This is a genomic window from Pseudomonas sp. BF-R-01 (genome assembly GCF_019946615.1).
Taxonomy (GTDB): domain Bacteria; phylum Pseudomonadota; class Gammaproteobacteria; order Pseudomonadales; family Pseudomonadaceae; genus Aquipseudomonas; species Aquipseudomonas migulae.
The window spans coordinates 1-16,972 of the sequence record NZ_JAGYFX010000048.1; the positions used below are offsets into that span (position 1 = coordinate 1).

8 protein-coding genes are annotated in these 16,972 nt (G+C 58.7%); 5 read left to right on the forward strand and 3 right to left on the reverse strand.

Annotated elements, in window-relative coordinates:
• Window positions 1-124 precede the first annotated feature (124 nt).
• Complete coding sequence (locus tag KGB27_RS18320; RefSeq protein WP_223481451.1) at window positions 125-994, forward strand: carboxylate/amino acid/amine transporter; 870 nt, start codon at window positions 125-127, stop codon at window positions 992-994.
• Between the two features lie 96 nt (window positions 995-1,090).
• On the opposite strand, the gene KGB27_RS18325 is transcribed toward KGB27_RS18320, so the two are convergent.
• Window positions 1,091-1,978 carry a LysR family transcriptional regulator gene (locus KGB27_RS18325; RefSeq protein ID WP_008040939.1) on the reverse strand — a complete coding sequence of 296 codons (888 nt, stop codon included), beginning with the start codon at window positions 1,976-1,978 and terminating at the stop codon, window positions 1,091-1,093.
• 159 nt (window positions 1,979-2,137) lie between these two features.
• On the opposite strand from KGB27_RS18325, the gene KGB27_RS18330 reads away from it, so the two are divergent.
• A complete protein-coding gene (locus KGB27_RS18330; RefSeq protein ID WP_192225943.1) occupies window positions 2,138-2,782 on the forward strand; it encodes a hydrolase in 645 nt (214 codons plus the stop codon).
• 129 nt (window positions 2,783-2,911) lie between these two features.
• Here KGB27_RS18330 and KGB27_RS18335 read toward each other — a convergent pair whose 3' ends face one another.
• A complete protein-coding gene (locus KGB27_RS18335) occupies window positions 2,912-4,210 on the reverse strand; it encodes a mechanosensitive ion channel family protein (RefSeq protein WP_008034280.1) in 1,299 nt (432 codons plus the stop codon).
• A 193-nt stretch (window positions 4,211-4,403) separates the two neighbouring features.
• On the opposite strand from KGB27_RS18335, the gene KGB27_RS18340 reads away from it, so the two are divergent.
• Entirely contained in the window at window positions 4,404-5,750 is a 1,347-nt protein-coding gene (locus KGB27_RS18340; protein WP_008034278.1) for a DEAD/DEAH box helicase, read from the forward strand.
• A 157-nt stretch (window positions 5,751-5,907) separates the two neighbouring features.
• Here the strand turns inward: KGB27_RS18340 and KGB27_RS18345 are convergent, their stop codons facing one another.
• Window positions 5,908-6,183: a hypothetical protein gene (locus KGB27_RS18345; RefSeq protein WP_008044007.1), complete on the reverse strand. Its 276-nt coding sequence runs from the start codon at window positions 6,181-6,183 to the stop codon at window positions 5,908-5,910.
• Between the two features lie 292 nt (window positions 6,184-6,475).
• Between KGB27_RS18345 and KGB27_RS18350 the strand changes: the two genes are divergently transcribed.
• Together KGB27_RS18350 and KGB27_RS18355 are read left to right on the forward strand one after the other, a co-directional pair.
• A complete protein-coding gene (locus tag KGB27_RS18350; RefSeq protein ID WP_223555623.1) occupies window positions 6,476-8,182 on the forward strand; it encodes a ShlB/FhaC/HecB family hemolysin secretion/activation protein in 1,707 nt (568 codons plus the stop codon).
• 24 nt (window positions 8,183-8,206) lie between these two features.
• Window positions 8,207-16,972, forward strand: a complete 8,766-nt coding sequence (locus tag KGB27_RS18355; protein ID WP_411736707.1) for a hemagglutinin repeat-containing protein — start codon at window positions 8,207-8,209, stop codon at window positions 16,970-16,972.

Consider the following 16,972-nt stretch of genomic DNA (forward strand, 5'->3'; position numbering starts at 1 on the left):
GTCAACAGAGATAGCGGCTGACACACCGTCTTCGCGAGCAAGCTTCGCTCCTACAGGGATCTGTGTGTTCTCGCGATCGTCGGCAAAACCCGCTATCGTCGCCGCCATTCAAAACGAGGCGAGCATGGGCTATCTACTTTTTGTCACGCTGATCCAGGCGTTTTCCTTCAGTCTGATCGGCGAATACCTGGCCGGTCATGTCGACAGTTACTTCGCGGTGCTGGTGCGCGTGCTGCTGGCGGGGCTGGTGTTTATTCCGTTGACGCGCTGGCGCTCGGTGGAGCCTGCGTTCATGCGCGGCATGCTGCTGATCGGTGCGTTGCAGTTCGGCGTGACTTACGTCTGCCTGTACCTGAGCTTCCGGGTGCTGACGGTGCCGGAAGTGTTGCTGTTCACCATCCTCACACCGCTGCATGTGACGCTGATCGAAGACGCGCTGAACCGACGCTTCAATCCTTGGGCCCTGGTCGCGGCGCTGGTGGCGGTGCTCGGCGCGGCGGTGATTCGCTACGACCGGATCAACCCGGATTTCTTCATGGGGTTCCTGCTGCTGCAACTGGCCAACTTCACCTACGCCGCCGGGCAGGTGCTTTATAAGCACCTGGTGGCGCGTCATCCAAGCGATCTGCCGCATTACCGGCGCTTCGGTTATTTCTATCTCGGCGCATTGGCGGTGGCGTTACCGGCGTTTCTGTTGTTCGGCAAACAGAACTTCCTGCCCGAAGCACCGCTGCAATGGGGCGTGCTGGTGTTCCTCGGCCTGGTCTCGACCGCGCTGGGGTTGTACTGGTGGAACAAGGGCGCGTGCCTGGTGAATGGCGGGACGCTGGCGGTGATGAACAATCTGCATGTGCCGGTGGGGTTGCTGATCAATCTGCTGATCTGGAATCAGCATGAAGAGCTGGGGCGGTTGTTCTTTGGCGGATCGGTGATTTTGATGGCGGTGTGGATCAGCCGGTTGGGCATCAGACCCACCGCAATCCGCTCTTCGTAGGAGCGAGGCTTGCCCGCGAACGGGGCCTGCCAGGCAACATTGATGTCGGCTGAGGCACCGCCTTCGCGGGCAAGCCTCGCTCCTACAAAGGATGTGTTATTTCTCTGCCAGTTGCGCCACCAGAAACTCGATGAATGTCCGGGTCTTTTGCGGCACCCGGCGTGCCGATGGATAGACCGCGTTAATCGTGATCGCAGGCGCCTGCCATTCACACATCACCGGCACCAACCGGCCAGCCGCCAGCGCATCCTCGACAATGAAATTGGGCAACAGCGCGATGCCCATGCCGGCCTCGGCGGCTTGGGCAAGCAAGTCGCCATTGTTGGCGTGCAGCGGGCCCGTGACGTTGACCCGTTGGGTTTCCTTGCCGTTGCACAGCTGCAAACTCACGCCGCTTTGCAAATACCCGTAGTTCAAACATTGATGGGCGCGCAGATCCTGCGGCGTCTGCGGAGTGCCTGCGCGTTTGAGATACGCAGGTGAGGCGACCATGATTCGCGGGGCCGGCGCCAGTTGCCGGGCAATCATTGTCGAGTCCGGCATGCTGGCGATGCGGATGGTCACGTCGAAACCACCGCGCACCGGGTCAACCTGCTGATCGCTGAGCACCAGTTGCAGCTCTATGTTCGGGTGTTGTTCATGAAACAGCGGAATCAGCGGCCCCAGCCGGCGCAACCCGAAGGACATCGGCGCATTGACCCGCAGCACCCCGCGTAACTCGCCGATGCCGTTACGGGCACGCTGTTCGGCCTCGTCCAGCGAGGCCAGTACTTCCCGCGCCGCGTCGAAATACTCCGCGCCTGCCTCGGTCAGGTGCAGGCTGCGCGTGGTGCGTTGCAACAGTTGCACGCCGATGGCTTCTTCCAGCGCCTGAATCTGTTTGCTGACTTTTGATCGCGGCACATCCATTGCCCGTGCAGCGGCGGCAAAGCCGTTCTCGCCGACCGTGACGACGAACGCGCGCATGCATTCGATGCGATCCATGATTGTCCCTATTTTAGAATCAATGATTCTCTATTTTAGGTAATTGTCCCTTTCCTTGCTAGCCCCTAAAGTGACATCCAAGCCGACGACAAAGCCTCTGGAAGCCGCGTCGACTAACCCATTACTGATTTGAACTATCGACATCAAAAGGAACGCGCCATGTCTATTCGTGAACTGCTCAACCCAACCAACTCCGCTCTGATCCTGATTGACCACCAGCCGCAAATGGCTTTCGGCGTGCAGTCGATCGACCGTCAGACCCTGAAGAACAACACCGTCGGCCTGGCCAAGGCCGCCAAGATCTTCAACGTGCCGACGATCTACACCTCGGTGGAAACCGAAAGCTTCAGCGGTTTTATCTGGCCGGAGTTGCTGGCTGTTCACCCAGAGCAGAAGCCGATCGAGCGCACCTCGATGAACTCCTGGGAAGACAAGGCGCTGGTTGACGCGGTGAAAGCCACCGGCCGCAAGAAGCTGATCATCGCTGCGCTCTGGACTGAAGTCTGCCTGACCTTCCCGGCGCTGGAAGCCCTGGCTGAAGGCTACGAGGTGTACATCGTGACCGACGCTTCTGGCGGCACCACCAAAGAAGCTCACGACATGTCGGTGCAGCGGATGATTCAGGCAGGCGCGGTGCCGGTCACCTGGCAACAAGTGCTGCTGGAATACCAGCGTGACTGGGCACACAAAGACACTTACGAGGCGGTAATGGAACTGGTGCTGGAACACAGCGGCGCGTATGGCATGGGTGTGGATTACGCCTACACCATGGTGCACAAGGCGCCGCAGCGAAAAATCAACTGACACCACTACCCCTGTAGGAGCGAGGCTTGCCCGCGAAGGCGGTGTGTCTGTCGACATTAATGTTGACTGACACACCGCCTTCGCGGGCAAGTCGGACCGCCGCATCGCTCGCTCCTACAGAGGCGGTGTTTACATGATGTGTTTTTCGGGTTCGGGGATGTGGCTTGCGCCTAGCATCGCCGGGAGCAACCCGGCCCGCAGATCCCCGCCACTCGGCTGCTGATAAAGGCTCAAGCCAAACTCCGGCAGCACCGCCAGCAGATAATCGAAAATATCCCCCTGAATCCGCTCGTAATCCGCCCACGCCGTAGTGCGGGTGAAGCAGTAGATTTCCAGCGGAATCCCCTGCGCTGTGGTCTGCATCTGCCGAACCATGCAGGTCATGTTCGGCTGGACCTCCGGATGGCTTTTCAAATACGCCAGCGCGTAGGCGCGGAAGGTCCCGATGTTGGTCATCCGCCGACGGTTGGCCGACATTGCCGCGACGTTGCCCTGAGCCTCGTTCCAGGCCTTGAGTTCCGCCTGTTTGCGGCTGATGTAGTCGGTCAGCAGGTGCACCTGGGACAGCTTTTGCTCTTCGTCATCACGGATGAATCGCACGCCGCTGGCGTCGATGAACAGGCTGCGTTTGATCCGTCGTCCACCGGACTGCTGCATGCCACGCCAGTTCTTGAATGACTCGGACATCAGGCGCCAGGTCGGAATCGAAACGATGGTCTTGTCGAAGTTCTGCACCTTGACCGTGTGCAGCGTGATGTCCACCACATCGCCATCGGCGCCGACTTGCGGCATCTCGATCCAGTCGCCGACCCGCAGCATGTCGTTGCTGGTCAACTGCACGCTGGCGACAAACGACAACAGGGTGTCCTTGTAGACCAACAGAATCACCGCCGACATGGCGCCCAGACCCGACAGCAGCAACAGCGGCGAGCGGTCGATCAACGTGGCGACGATGATGATCGCGCCAAATACGTACAACACCATTTTCGCCAGTTGCACGTAGCCTTTGATCGAGCGGGTGCGGGCGTGTTCGGTGCGGGCGTAGATGTCCAGCAACGCATTGAGCAGGGCGCTGATCGCCAGCACCAGGAACAGAATGGTGAAGGCCAGTGCGACGTTGCCGAGGAAAATCAGGCTGGTTTTGCCCAGCTCCGGCACCAGGTGCAGGCCGAACTGGATCACCAGCGACGGCGTCATCTGCGCCAGGCGATGAAACACTTTGTTCTGGCGAAAGTCGTTGACCCAGTGCAAGGCCGGTTGGCGGCCGAGCATTTTGGTCGCGTGCAGGATCAGGTAACGCGCCACTCGTCCGAGGGTCAGCGCCACCACCAGCAACAGAAGCAGCCCGAGGCCGGAATGCAGGAGCGGATGCTGATCGAGCGCACCCCAGATGTCTTGGACGTTGAGCCAGAGCTGTTTGATATCCATGGGTAAAACCGTTTCTTCTATAGTCCGTGTCGGACCGATTAGAGCATTTAAGACGCTTTGCATGACGTTTAAGGACAAAAGAGGCAACAAAAAAGCCACTGTTTACGGTCGATTGCATAAAGAAACTCGGCCTTCGCGCTCGAAACCGTTACCCTATGCAGCTGTTTTTTTGTATTTCTTCGAGGTAGCACCCGTGTTTTCCCAATTCGCCCTGCACGAACGCCTGCTCAAAGCCGTGGCCGAGCTTAAATTTGTCGAGCCAACGCCTGTGCAAGCAGCGGCTATTCCGCTGGCGCTCCAAGGGCGTGACCTGCGGGTGACAGCGCAAACCGGTAGCGGCAAAACCGCTGCTTTCGTTTTGCCGATCCTCAACCGTCTGATCGGCCCGGCGAAAATCCGCGTCAGCATCAAGACCCTGATCCTGCTGCCGACTCGCGAGCTGGCCCAGCAGACCATCAAGGAAGTCGAGCGCTTTGCGCAATTCACCTTCATCAAGTCCGGCCTGATCACCGGCGGTGAAGACTTCAAGGTCCAGGCCGCCATGCTGCGCAAGGTGCCGGACATCCTGATCGGTACGCCGGGCCGGATGATCGAGCAACTGAACGCCGGCAACCTCGACCTGAAAGAAGTCGAAGTGCTGGTGCTCGACGAAGCCGACCGCATGCTCGACATGGGCTTTGCCGAAGACGTGCAGCGTCTGGTGGACGAGTGCACCAATCGCCAGCAGACCATGCTGTTCTCCGCCACCACTGGCGGTTCGGGCCTGCGCGAGATGGTTGCCAAGGTTCTGAACAACCCGGAACACCTGCAGCTGAACAACGTCAGCGACCTGAATGCGACCACTCGTCAGCAGATCATCACCGCTGACCACAACCAGCACAAAGAGCAGATCGTGAACTGGCTGCTGGCCAACGAGACCTATCAGAAGGCCATCGTGTTCACCAACACCCGGGCCATGGCCGACCGCATCTACGGCCGCTTGGTGGCGCAGGAATACAAAGCGTTCGTCCTGCACGGTGACAAGGACCAGAAAGACCGCAAGCTGGCGATCGATCGCCTGAAGCAAGGCGGCGTGAAAATCCTCGTGGCCACCGACGTTGCCGCTCGCGGCCTGGACGTCGACGGCCTCGACCTGGTGATCAACTTCGACATGCCGCGCAGCGGCGACGAATACGTTCACCGCATCGGTCGCACCGGTCGTGCCGGCAACGATGGCCTGGCCATCTCGCTGATCTGCCACGGCGACTGGAACCTGATGTCGAGCATCGAGCGCTACCTCAAGCAGAGCTTCGAGCGCCGCACCATCAAGGAAGTCAAAGGCACCTACGGCGGACCGAAAAAGGTCAAGGCATCGGGCAAAGCGGTTGGCGTGAAGAAGAAAAAGGTCGACGCCAAGGGCGAGAAGAAGAAAACCGGCGCCAAGGCACCGACCAAGCGCAAAATCGCCAACCGCCCGAAGACCGACGCCCTGTCGCTGGTCAGCAAGGACGGCATGGCCCCGCTCAAGCGCCGCAAGCCGGAAGCCCCGGCTGCTGAATAAAGCGCCGTAGCGATCCCATAAAAAAACCGGACAAATGTCCGGTTTTTTTACGCCCGAAAATTGCAACGCGATCCCTGTAGGAGCCAGCTTGCTGGCGATCTTTCGCGACTCGGTGTATCTGGTCAACCGAATCGCCAGCAAGCTGGCTCCTACAAGGTCAGCTTTCAGCTTTTTTATCTGCTGTTTCCAACTCCCTCAGACGCTGATCGATCAACTGGCACTTGTCCGGCAGATCCGCGCTGGCCGTGCCCAAATCCATTTTCTGCAATTCATCGTTGATCTCCTTGGCCTTCTTCGGATTCTGCTCGGTGAGCTTGGCCACTTCCTTGGCCAGTTGTTCGCGTTTGGCGGTGGCCTCCTCGGGTGTGCAAGCCCAGGCGGGGAGGGCGCAAGCGAGGGTGGCGGCGAGGGTGAGTTTCAGCAAGGTTTTCATGGAATGGGCCTCGATTCCGTTTTGGGCGGTTAATCGGTTGAGGCCACTCGGGACCTTAAAGTTCCGCTTGCTGCACACGGTGAAAACAGCGCCTGGGAATTGTCCTGTTGCCCTTGGTTTTTCTTCCGGCATGCGTTCAGAGGTTTCCTGCCGTTTCCCGGATTGGTCTGTTTCAGGCGATAGCGCTCATCGGTTAGCGTTTCCTGGCAGGATGAATAATTGACGTCAGGATAGTGGCCATCTAACATCGCGCCACTATTTTGCTATTACGCCCTAATTCGAGGGATCGAACATGTCTCTGCCCGCCCTCGTGGCGAGGTTGTGCCTGGCTTTGCTGTGCCTTTCTCCACTGAATCTCGCTCATGCCGCGCCCACTCCCGGTGAAACCGACCTCATCCGTGAACGCCAGGATCGTCTGCTCGAAGAGCAGCGTCGGCGCCTCGAAGAGCTTAAAGAGTTGCCCGGCGAGGAAGTGAAACCGGTCCAGCCCTCGGCACCTGCCGACAGCCGTTGCTTCCCTATCCAGGACATCGAACTCAAAGGCACCGACAGCCTTTCTGCCGGTGAACGCGAACGCTTGCTCAAGCCCTACATCGGCCAATGCCTGGGCGTCTCTCAGCTCAACGAATTGCTCAAGGTCATCACCACTCGCTACATCGAAAAAGGCCTGGTGACCAGCCGCGCTTACTTGCCGCAGCAGGACTTGTCCGGTGGGCATTTAAAAGTCTTGGTCGTTGAAGGGCGGCTTGAAGGTCTGAAAGGTGCGCAGGGCAGCCAACTCTCGGACCGCGAACTGGCCATGGCTTTTCCGGGCCAGAGTGGCGGATTGGTCAATCTGCGTGAAATTGAACAGATGGTTGATCAGCTCAACCGCTTGCCGTCGAATCAGGCGCAGATGGAATTGACCCCGGGCCAGAACGTCGGCGGCAGCGAAATCCTGGTCAAGAACACACCGCAAAAGCCTTGGCGCGTCGGGTTGTCGCGCAGCAACGACGGTCAGCGCAGCACCGGCGAGCAGCAGTGGCGCACGACGCTGGACTGGGACAGTCCGCTGGGGCTGGCCGATCAGTTGATGCTGCGCGGCGGTGGCGATGTGATGACCGATCACCAGCACACATCCAACAACGCAACGCTGTATTACAGCCTGCCGTGGGGCTGGTGGGACTTCAGTTACACCTACACCCAGAACGAGTACCGCACGCAGCTTGTCGCCAACGATTACCCCTTCAAGCTGACCGGCGACACCGAAAACCATCAGCTGCGGGCCGAGCGGGTGATCCACCGCGATGCCATGAGCAAGACCTCACTCAGCGCCGGCCTCTCTTATTTGCGCACCAACAACTTCATTGAAGACAGCAAGCTCAAGTTCAGCAGCAACCGGATTACCGAGTCGCAGTTCGGCATCAATCACGGTCGGCGCGTCGGCAGCGCGTTCGTCAACCTCGACCTGGGTATGCAGGAAGGCATCGGCGCACTCGATGCTCAGGGCAATGACCATCCCGCCCCCGGCGAGCCGGATGCGCGTTACCGCAAATACATGGCCGTCGCGTCCTACCTGCAACCGTTCAAGGTGTGGGGCGAGTCGTTCAGTTTCACCAGCCTGATGACCGGCCAGCGCAGTGAAGACGTGTTGTTCAGTCCGCAACGCACCAGCCTCGGCGGGCAATCGTCGATTCGTGGCTACAAGGACCAATCCTTGTCGGGCGACAGTGGCGGTTACTGGCGCAACGATCTGCGCTGGACCCGTCCAGTGAGCGCCGAATGGCTGCGCCCGGTGTTCGCTGAATACGGCACTAGCCTCGGTTACGACCAGGGCGTGATCCGCGGCAATCGTTTCAATGACGATCAGCACGGGCGCATGTCCAGCAACTCGGTGGAGCTGTTTGCACGCGGTCAGCATGTCGCCGCCAGCGTGACCTTCGCCCACTCCCTGGAACGCCCGGACACCCTGACCGAGCGTGAAGCGCCGATCTATTTCCGCGTGGATTTCTTCCTTTAATTTCGCTGCATCGAGACCTTCCACATGGACGTTCGCCAGTACGCTTTCCTCGCTCGCCAGTCTTCTGCCGTGGTGAAAACCCGCGAGCACTTCTGGGGCATGCCCAAGCGCGGATTGGCGTTCCTGCTGGCCAACGTCATGTTCTGGCAACCGATGTGGGCACAGGCCGACGGCATTGTGGTCGCTACGCCGGGCACTACGCTGGACAATGCCGGCAACGGCATGCAAATCGTCAACATCGCCACGCCCAATGGCAGCGGTCTGTCGCATAACCAGTTCCATGATTACAACGTCAGCGCCCAAGGGCTGATTCTCAACAACGGCTCGGCGCAGACTTCGCTCACGCAAATGGGCGGCATCATCATCGGTAACCCGAACCTGAAAAACAGCGGTTCGGCGCAGACGATCCTCAACGAAGTCATCGGCGGCAGCCCCAGCCAGTTGCGCGGTTACACCGAAGTGGCGGGGCAGTCGGCACACGTCATTGTCGCCAACCCCTATGGCATCACCTGCAACGGCTGCGGCTTCATCAACACCCCGCGCGTGACCTTGACCACCGGCAAACCGGTGCTTGATGGCGCGGGTCGCGTCGATCACTTCCAGGTCGATCAAGGCAGCATTGCCATTGAAGGTGCCGGGCTCAACGCGAGCAACATCGATCAGTTCGACCTCATCACCCGCTCGGCGACGATCAACGCCAACCTCTACGCAAAAAAACTCAACGTCATTACCGGGCGCAACAACGTTGACGCCACCAGCCTGTCGGCCAAGCCACTGGCGGCGGATGGTTCCACAGCGCCAATGCTGGCAATCGACAGCAGCGCGCTCGGCGGCATGTACGCCGGTGCGATCAAACTGGTGGGCACCGAGCAGGGCGTGGGCGTCAAACTCGGCGGGGAGATGGCGACCAGTGCCGGTGATCTCAACCTCGACGTCAATGGCAAGCTGACACTGGCGACCACCGGCGCCAGCGGCGCGCTCACGGTCAAGGCGCAAAGTGTGCAAGCGGATGGCCCGCTGTACGCCGGCGGCAACCTGAACGTCACGGCCAGTGAAGACCTGTTCAATCAGAAGAGCATCGCTGCAGGCGGCAACGTGATGCTGGCCAGTAACGGCCAACTGACCAACCTCGGCATCATCGAAGCCGGGATCAATGCCGACAACACCCACAACCTGACGGGCGACGTGCAGATCGACGCCAAAAACCTGCGCAACGCGGGCCAGGTCATTGCTGCGCGCAAGCTCACCGCCAACGTCGAAAAAGACTTCGATAATCGCAAGGGGCTGATGAGCGCGAACGCGGCGCTCGCCAAAGTGACGGTCGGCGGACGGCTCGACAACACCGAAGGCACCCTTCAGGCAAAGACTGATCTGGTGGTCAGCGGTGCAACGGTCATCAACCAGAACGGTGCGATGCTCGGCAAGGCGGTCACCGTTACCGCCACCCACCTCGACAACAGCCAGCAGGGCCGCGTCGTGGCGGACAGCGGCGCACTGACCGTGACGGTGGATCAAGCCGTCAACAACCAGCAGGGACGGCTGCAAGCCACCGCCGGTGATGTTGCACTCAAGGCCGGCAGCGTCGACAACCGCGCAGGTGTCGTAGTCGGGCAAAAAGTGGCAGTGACCACCACGTCAGGCAATCTGGACAACCGCGCCGGGCAAGTGCTTGGCAACCGTCTGGAGGTCGACGCCAAAACCGCCGTTGATAACCGTGACAGCGGCCAACTGCTCGCGGGCAGCGACGGCTTGAAACTGAAAGCCAAAGGGCTACAGAACCAACAAGGCAACATCACCGCCGGTGGCAGCCACGCTGAACTCGATTTGGGTCAGGGCCGTCTGGACAACCAGTCGGGCACCCTCAGCGCGAGCAGCGTCAGCCTGACCGCGGGTGACGTCGATAACAGTGGCGGCAGCCTTGTCAGCCTGGCAGGCAACCTGCAATTGACGGTGGATCGTCTGATCAACCAGGGTGGCTTGATCGAATCCAGCCAGAAGTTGCAGCTCGATGGGCAGAGCCTGGACAACAGTGCCGGGGGCCGACTTCTGGCGCACTTCGGTGATTTGAGTCGAATCGCCCTGCAAAACGAACTGGATAACCGTGGCGGACACATCGCCATCGGCAGCGACAACTTCGTCCTGCAGGCCGGCACCTTGCGCAACGGCGCCGGGCAGATCGAACACGCGGCCACCGGTCAGTTCAGCGTGAACACCGCCAGCCTGTTCAGCGCCCAGGGCCGTTTGGTCGGTCTCGGCAGTGGCGACTGGAACATCACAAACGTCGACGGTATCGGCCTTTGGCATGTCAACGGTGCGCTGGATATCAGCGGCCTGCAAAGCATCGCCCTGCAAGCCGGTGACCGCATTGCCAGCGCCAGCAGCCTGAGCCTGGATGCGGTCAGCCTGAGCAATGCCGGCGAGTTGCTCAGCGACGGCGACCTCACCCTCAAGCTGTCCGGCAACCTGACGAACCAAGGGCTGATTTCGACCCAGCAGGCGTTGAAAATCAAAGCGGTCAACGTGACCCAGAACGACGGCCGAATCGCCAGTGCCGGCAACGGCGAACTGGTCCTGAGCGGCACGCTCGACAACCTCGGCCGGTTGACCTCCAGCGCCAATCTGAGCGTCGTCGCCGACCGCATCGACAACGGCGGCACCCTTGGCGCGCAACAGCTACTCACCCTCAGCGCTACCCGAGACATCAACAACCGGGCGGACAGCCTGATCTTCAGCGGCGCCGACATGACCTTGCGCGCCGACAGCCTGCTCAACCGCTACGCCGATTTCTACAGCAAAGGAAAACTCAGCTTCGCGGCCCGTGATGGCGGCAAGGCCAGCCTGTTGATCAACCGCTCCGGCAGCATCGAAAGCGGCAGTGACATCGACATCAAGGTGCGCGAGCTGATCAACGAAAAGGCCGAATTCGAAGCCACCCAAAGCATCGCCAGCCGCCGCATCGTGATCAACTGCACCGATTGCAGCGGCGGTACTCACTCCGGCTATTACATCGTCCGCACCCTTTACGAAGGCAGCATTCTCAAGGACTCCCCGGCGTCGCGACTGCTGGCTAACCAGGACCTGCTGCTAGACGCGGTCACCGTTACCAACGGCCAGAGCCTGCTGGCCGCCAACCGCCACACGACCATCACGGCCAGCAACTTTTATAACCGTGGGTTCACCCTCGACAATCGCGAAGAGAACATCAACTACTTCCTCGACGGCGTCAGCAAGAGTACCTACCGGGTCACCGAGGCCGCGACCAACGCCTGGAACGACAGCTACGCCGGGCAGCCACTCGCCAGTCAGGCGCCGATTCCGATCGAGGTGACGAAATACCCGATCGAGAACATCACCAACACCATCATGCCCGGCAACAACACGACCCATGTCGGCACCGTGCAGGCCGGTGGCGCGCTGAAACTGAACGTCAGCGGTGAGCTGGTCAACGGCAGCCTCACCAACCAGGGTAACGCCCAACTCATCGGCGCCACCCTCGACAGCCAGGCCTTTGGCGCCGGTGGCCAGCAAATAATCCTGGCCAGCCCGGTGGGCAGCCCAGGCCCGTTGAAGGACGTCAAACGCATTGAAACCGTCGCTGTCGACGGCAGCGTAAAAGTCAGCTTTGTCCCGGTCGATTTTACCGGCGCAGCCTTCGTCGGCATCGACCCGACCTCGCTCCCGAGTTTCCGCCTGCCTCAAGGCAGTTACGGCCTGTTCACCCAGAGCCGCAACCCGGCCAACAAATACCTGATCGAAACCAACCCCTCGTTCGTCGACCTCTCGAAGTTCATGAGCTCGGACTACTTGATCGGCAAGCTGGGCTACGACCCCGACCAGGCCGCGCGCCGACTGGGCGACGGCCGCTACGAAACCCGACTGATTGCCGACGCCGTGCGCGCCCAGACCGGCCAGCGCTTCCTCGCCGACGGCCTGAGCAGCGACTACGAGCAATTCCAGTACCTGATGGACAACGCCATCAGCAGCAAAAACGCCCTGAACCTGAGCGTCGGCGTCATGCTGACCTCGCAGCAGGTGGCCGCCCTGACCCACGACATCGTCTGGATGGAAGAGCGGGTCATCAACGGCGAAACCGTGCTGGTGCCGGTGCTGTACCTGGCCAAAGTCGACTCGCGAAATCTGCGCGGCGGCAGCCTGATTCAAGGGCGCAACGTAGAGATAATCACCGGCGGCGATCTGAAAAACGTCGGGACATTGCGCGCCAGTGAAGACCTCAGCGCCTTGAGCGGCGGCAGCATCTTGCAGGGCGGCCTGGCACAGGCCAACGCCAACCTGACCCTGCTGGCGCAAGACAGCATCCGCAACGCCATGGCCGGGGAAATCCGCGCCGACAAGGTCAACCTCACCAGCCTCAAAGGCGACATCGTCAACGACCGCACCGCCACGACATTCAACATCGGCGCCGGCAGCGCCACGCAACTCGATGCCGGCAGCAGCATCAGCGCCGGTTCAAAACTGACGATCAACGCCGCGAACAACCTGACCAGCAAAGGCCGGATCAGCAGCGGCGGCGATGCCACGTTGACCGCCGGCAACGACATCAACCTGCTCGCAGTGGAAGACCGCACCGTCACCCGCGACGCCCTGCGTCGCGGCATGCGCACCGAAGAAACCCTCACCCAGTTAGGCTCCAGCGTAACCGCCGCGGGCAACCTGACCCTGCACGCCGGTCGCGACCTCAACTCCGTCGCCAGCAAGGCCAGTGCCGGAAAGGACCTGAACGCCAGCGCCGACGGCGACATCAACCTGATCTCGGCCGAGGACGAACACAACCTTGAGAGCCGCTACAAGAAGGGCAACAAAAAGGTTCATGAGATTGATGACCAGACTCGTCAGGTAGCCAGCGAGTTTAGTGCGGGTGGGAATCTGTCCGTTAAGGCCGCCGGGGATGTAACGCTGTTGGCCAGTAACTTGAGTGCCGGGAATGAGGCCTATCTGGCCGCCGGGAAGGATTTGCTGATTAGGGCAGCACAGGACGAAGACTACCGCTTCTTCAACCAGACCAAGAAAACCTCGTCGAGCAAAAAGAGCCTGCTTGAAGAGATTTTCAGCACGACCAATGTCGGCAGTTTAGTAACGGCTCAAGGTAAAACCGTGTTGTCTGCTGGCAATGATCTCTTGATCGAAGGCAGCAGTGTAATCTCTGAGAAAGGAGGTGTGGGCCTGGCGGCAGGCAATGACGTGAAGGTTGTTGCCGTCACTGATTCAACCAGTGCGCGCCATGAAAGCAGCTCAAGCAAAAGCAGTTGGGGCGGTTTTAAGTCGAGCAAGGTCAAGGACGCGCTCTCGGAATCTCAAACCACCGCTGTGGGTAGCCTGATATCCGGTGACACCATTGCCGTGAGCGCCAAACGTGACGCGGCAATCAGCGGCTCGGTACTGGTCAGTACTGACGACCTTGCAGTACGTGCTGGCCGTGACTTGTTGATTACCGCCGCTGAAAATACTTACACCCGCACTGAGGCGCATAAGGAAAAGAATCGCGATCTGACCGGTGTACTGACGGGCAATAAGCTCGGCGTCGATGACATTACCGGAAACCAACATCTCTCCATCAGCGGTCAGCGTCATAACGGCACCATGTCGCAAACGACTCTGACTGGCAGCACCATTGGCTCCAGCAACGGCAATGTGAGCCTTGTGGCTGGAGGGGACCTAAGCGTCGTCGCCAGCGATTTGATCAGTACCAAAAACATGAGCTTGCGCGGTACCAACGTCACAATTGCTGCGGGCATTGAAAGTTCAAGTCAAAGCACTACAGATCAAACCAATAGCCTGGCAGTAGGACGCGTTATCGGCGGGGCGGTCATCGACACCGTTAACACCATTCGTACTTCGGTCAAGGCCGCGAATGATACGGATGATCCGAGGCTTAAAGCGGTGAAGTTTGCCCAGGCGGCATTGGCGGCTTACAACCTGTACGGCATGAAAGGTGAGACGGAGGCAAATAGCACCGGTTTTAAAGACAAGGTAGGCGGTACGTCCAACAATGGCTCGCTGATTAAAATTGGTACCGAGCTTGCTAACTCACACAGCAAAAGCACGAGTGCGTACTTCAGTCAGACAGCAAAACAGAGTTCTGCCAACGCGGGCGGCACTTTATCCATCGTTGCCACCGGCGGTGCAGATGGAGAGCCCGGTAACATTCATGTCATTGGGAGTGCTTTAAAAGCCACCGATACTTCCTTGATTGCGAAAAACGATATTACGCTGGAAAGCGCGCAGAACACCGCAGACTGGGCTAACAACACAAACAACAACAAAACGGCAATCGGTGCCAGTTTCAACATAGGACAGCAAAACGGTTTCACGCTCGATCTGGGGGCGCAGGCTGCAAAAAACATGGGTACTGGCAGCTCCGTCACCCAAGTCAACAGCACCGTGAACACAGGCTCACTCTTACTGCGCAGTGGCGGCGATACCACCCTTGCCGGAGCTCAAGTTAACGCTGAAAGCATCAATGCGTTGATCGACGGAAACCTCAACATCATTTCTCGTCAGGATGTTGAGACCCAAGACAGCAAACAAAGCAGCGGCGGTATCGGTGCGAGTATTTGCATCCCGCCGTTTTGTTATGGCACCACAGTTGCCGGTTCAGTAAACCTGGCCGCTGGTAGCATGAGCAGCGAGTACAAAGCCGTAACGGAGCAATCCGGGCTTTTTGCCGGTTCGGGAGGCTACACCATTGATGTTGGCAAAAACACCTCACTCACGGGAGGGGTAATTGCCAGTAATGCGACTCCGGACAAAAACCTGCTGATCACAGACCGACTCATTGTCAGCAACATCAAGAACGTTAGTGAGGTCGATGCCAAGTCTGCAGGCATCTCGGCCAGTTTCGGTAGTGCAGGAGGGGGGAGCGGCTCCGTTGGTGGTCTATATGGCATCGCACTGAGCGATTCCGACCAAAGCAAAACCCGTAGTGCCGTCAGTGAAGGCACCATCATCGTGCGTAACCCGCAAGGTGCGAATGATCTGGTAGGCCTGAACCGTGACACTGCGAATGCCAATGAACGACTCGACAAACCTGACTTGCATGCCATGGACGAACGCATCGAGCTAGTAAAAAGCGCGACGCAATTGGCGAAGGGCATTGGTGATGCAATCGCTGCTGCGAAAATTAAGGAAGGCAACGACCTGAATAGCGAAGCGGCAAAAGCTGCAAAGCAGAAGCTCAACGACAAAGGCTATGCCGACCCGACCCCTGAACAAATTGCGCAGCAAGTTCAATATGATTACGGCACGGGCAGCAGCTTCCAAAAAGCTTCGCAAGCGGTCAGTGCGATCGTGCAAGGAGTGCTTAGCGGCAACATTTTAGGTGCTTTTGCTGGCGGATCTGCACCCTACTTGGCTCAAGCTGTGAAACAAATGACTGAGGGGGACGATACCGCCAACTTGATGGCGCATGCCTTGCTCGGGGCTGTGCTCGCCAAGGCACAGGGTGGTTCCGCATTGGCCGGCGCTACGGGAGCCGGCATCGGAGAGTTGATTGCCCAACAGCTTTATTCGGGCAAGACTGGTGAACAGCTGACGGAGTCGGAAAAGCAAACGGTTTCGGCATTGTCGACGTTGGCAGGTGGACTTGCCGGGGCGATGGTGACGGGAAATTCCGCAGGGGCAGCACTTGGGGCTTGGACGTCGAAAAATGCGGTAGAAAACAATCATCTGAGCGTGATCGAAAATGTCTCGCTTGGGATGAAACAGAAAGAGTACGACGCGTCATGTAAGGACTCTGCATCAAGCTACTGCCAAGGGCTGTCCAACGATATTGCTGGCCTAATTGCCAAGGGGTTGAGCGTACTCAAGAACGAAGAGGTCGCAACGGATAGTGACTTCACGCGTGCTTTTGTTTTCAGTACCAACCCTGGAGATATCATCTCCTGTGCTACATCAGGCAATGGTTATTGCGTCGTCACCAATAAGTCGGTCACAACGGATCAAGGTGAGGAGTGGGTACTACAACCGGCTTCTTATGAGCAGTCCATCATAGGGGAAACCAAAAATAAGCTGGAATACGCGGAGGCTACGGCTCGCCTTCAGGGAGTGTCCAATGAGCTTTTCATGGCGGGTTGTGGCGGGGCTGGGATCGTTGGTATAGGTTGTCAGAGCTTCTTGGCTGCAGGGGGGGCGAACCCGATTACAGGGGAGAGCGCGTCTGGTTCTGAGCAGGTTATGTGGGGTGTGGGAGCTTTACTAAATGCCTGGGGGCTATTTGGCTCCGTCTATACTGGGGGGACAAAAGTTGCGGTTGATGCTGCTGCACTTAATGCAAGCTGGATGCCAAAGGGTATTACAACGGCAGCAACTGAGTTGCCAGTTGGGCGGCAGCTAATTGGGGAATTGCAAGCCAGTGGAATGACTTTTGACAACGCCAATCGATACGCAAATGGATTTTTACAATCCGGCGCTGATATTCCTGTAGCGCAAACAATTAATTCCGGTGATAGACTCGTTAAAATTGTGCCAAGTGGTACATCTCCGTCCACGACGACCGGTTATTGGACAACCACATCAGCCTTGGATGCCGAAATGCAGAATACCACTCAATTAGGTTCGCGATTCGGGTTGCCACCAAGTACCGCAAATGCTAAATCGTACGATATTTATCAGATTACCCCCAAAGGGCCGGCCACGGTTTTTGAAAGTACGATTGCAGGTACGCAGAATTCCATAACAGGAGTAACGCAAGGGGGAGGTGCGCTACAAGTGATTGTTCCAAACCGGTCGCTGTTTACATCGGCCGAACTAGTTGGAAAGGTCAGCGTGCATTAA

Excerpts from the sequence above, each read along its gene's own strand:
- KGB27_RS18330 (WP_192225943.1), top strand. The coding sequence starts at position 2,138 with ATGTCTATTCGTGAACTGCTCAACCCAACCAACTCCGCTCTGATCCTG.
- KGB27_RS18355 (WP_411736707.1), top strand. The coding sequence starts at position 8,207 with ATGGACGTTCGCCAGTACGCTTTCCTCGCTCGCCAGTCTTCTGCCGTG.
- KGB27_RS18320 (WP_223481451.1), top strand. The coding sequence starts at position 125 with ATGGGCTATCTACTTTTTGTCACGCTGATCCAGGCGTTTTCCTTCAGT.
- KGB27_RS18350 (WP_223555623.1), top strand. The coding sequence starts at position 6,476 with ATGTCTCTGCCCGCCCTCGTGGCGAGGTTGTGCCTGGCTTTGCTGTGC.
- KGB27_RS18325 (WP_008040939.1), bottom strand. The coding sequence starts at position 1,978 with ATGGATCGCATCGAATGCATGCGCGCGTTCGTCGTCACGGTCGGCGAG.
- KGB27_RS18345 (WP_008044007.1), bottom strand. The coding sequence starts at position 6,183 with ATGAAAACCTTGCTGAAACTCACCCTCGCCGCCACCCTCGCTTGCGCC.
- KGB27_RS18335 (WP_008034280.1), bottom strand. The coding sequence starts at position 4,210 with ATGGATATCAAACAGCTCTGGCTCAACGTCCAAGACATCTGGGGTGCG.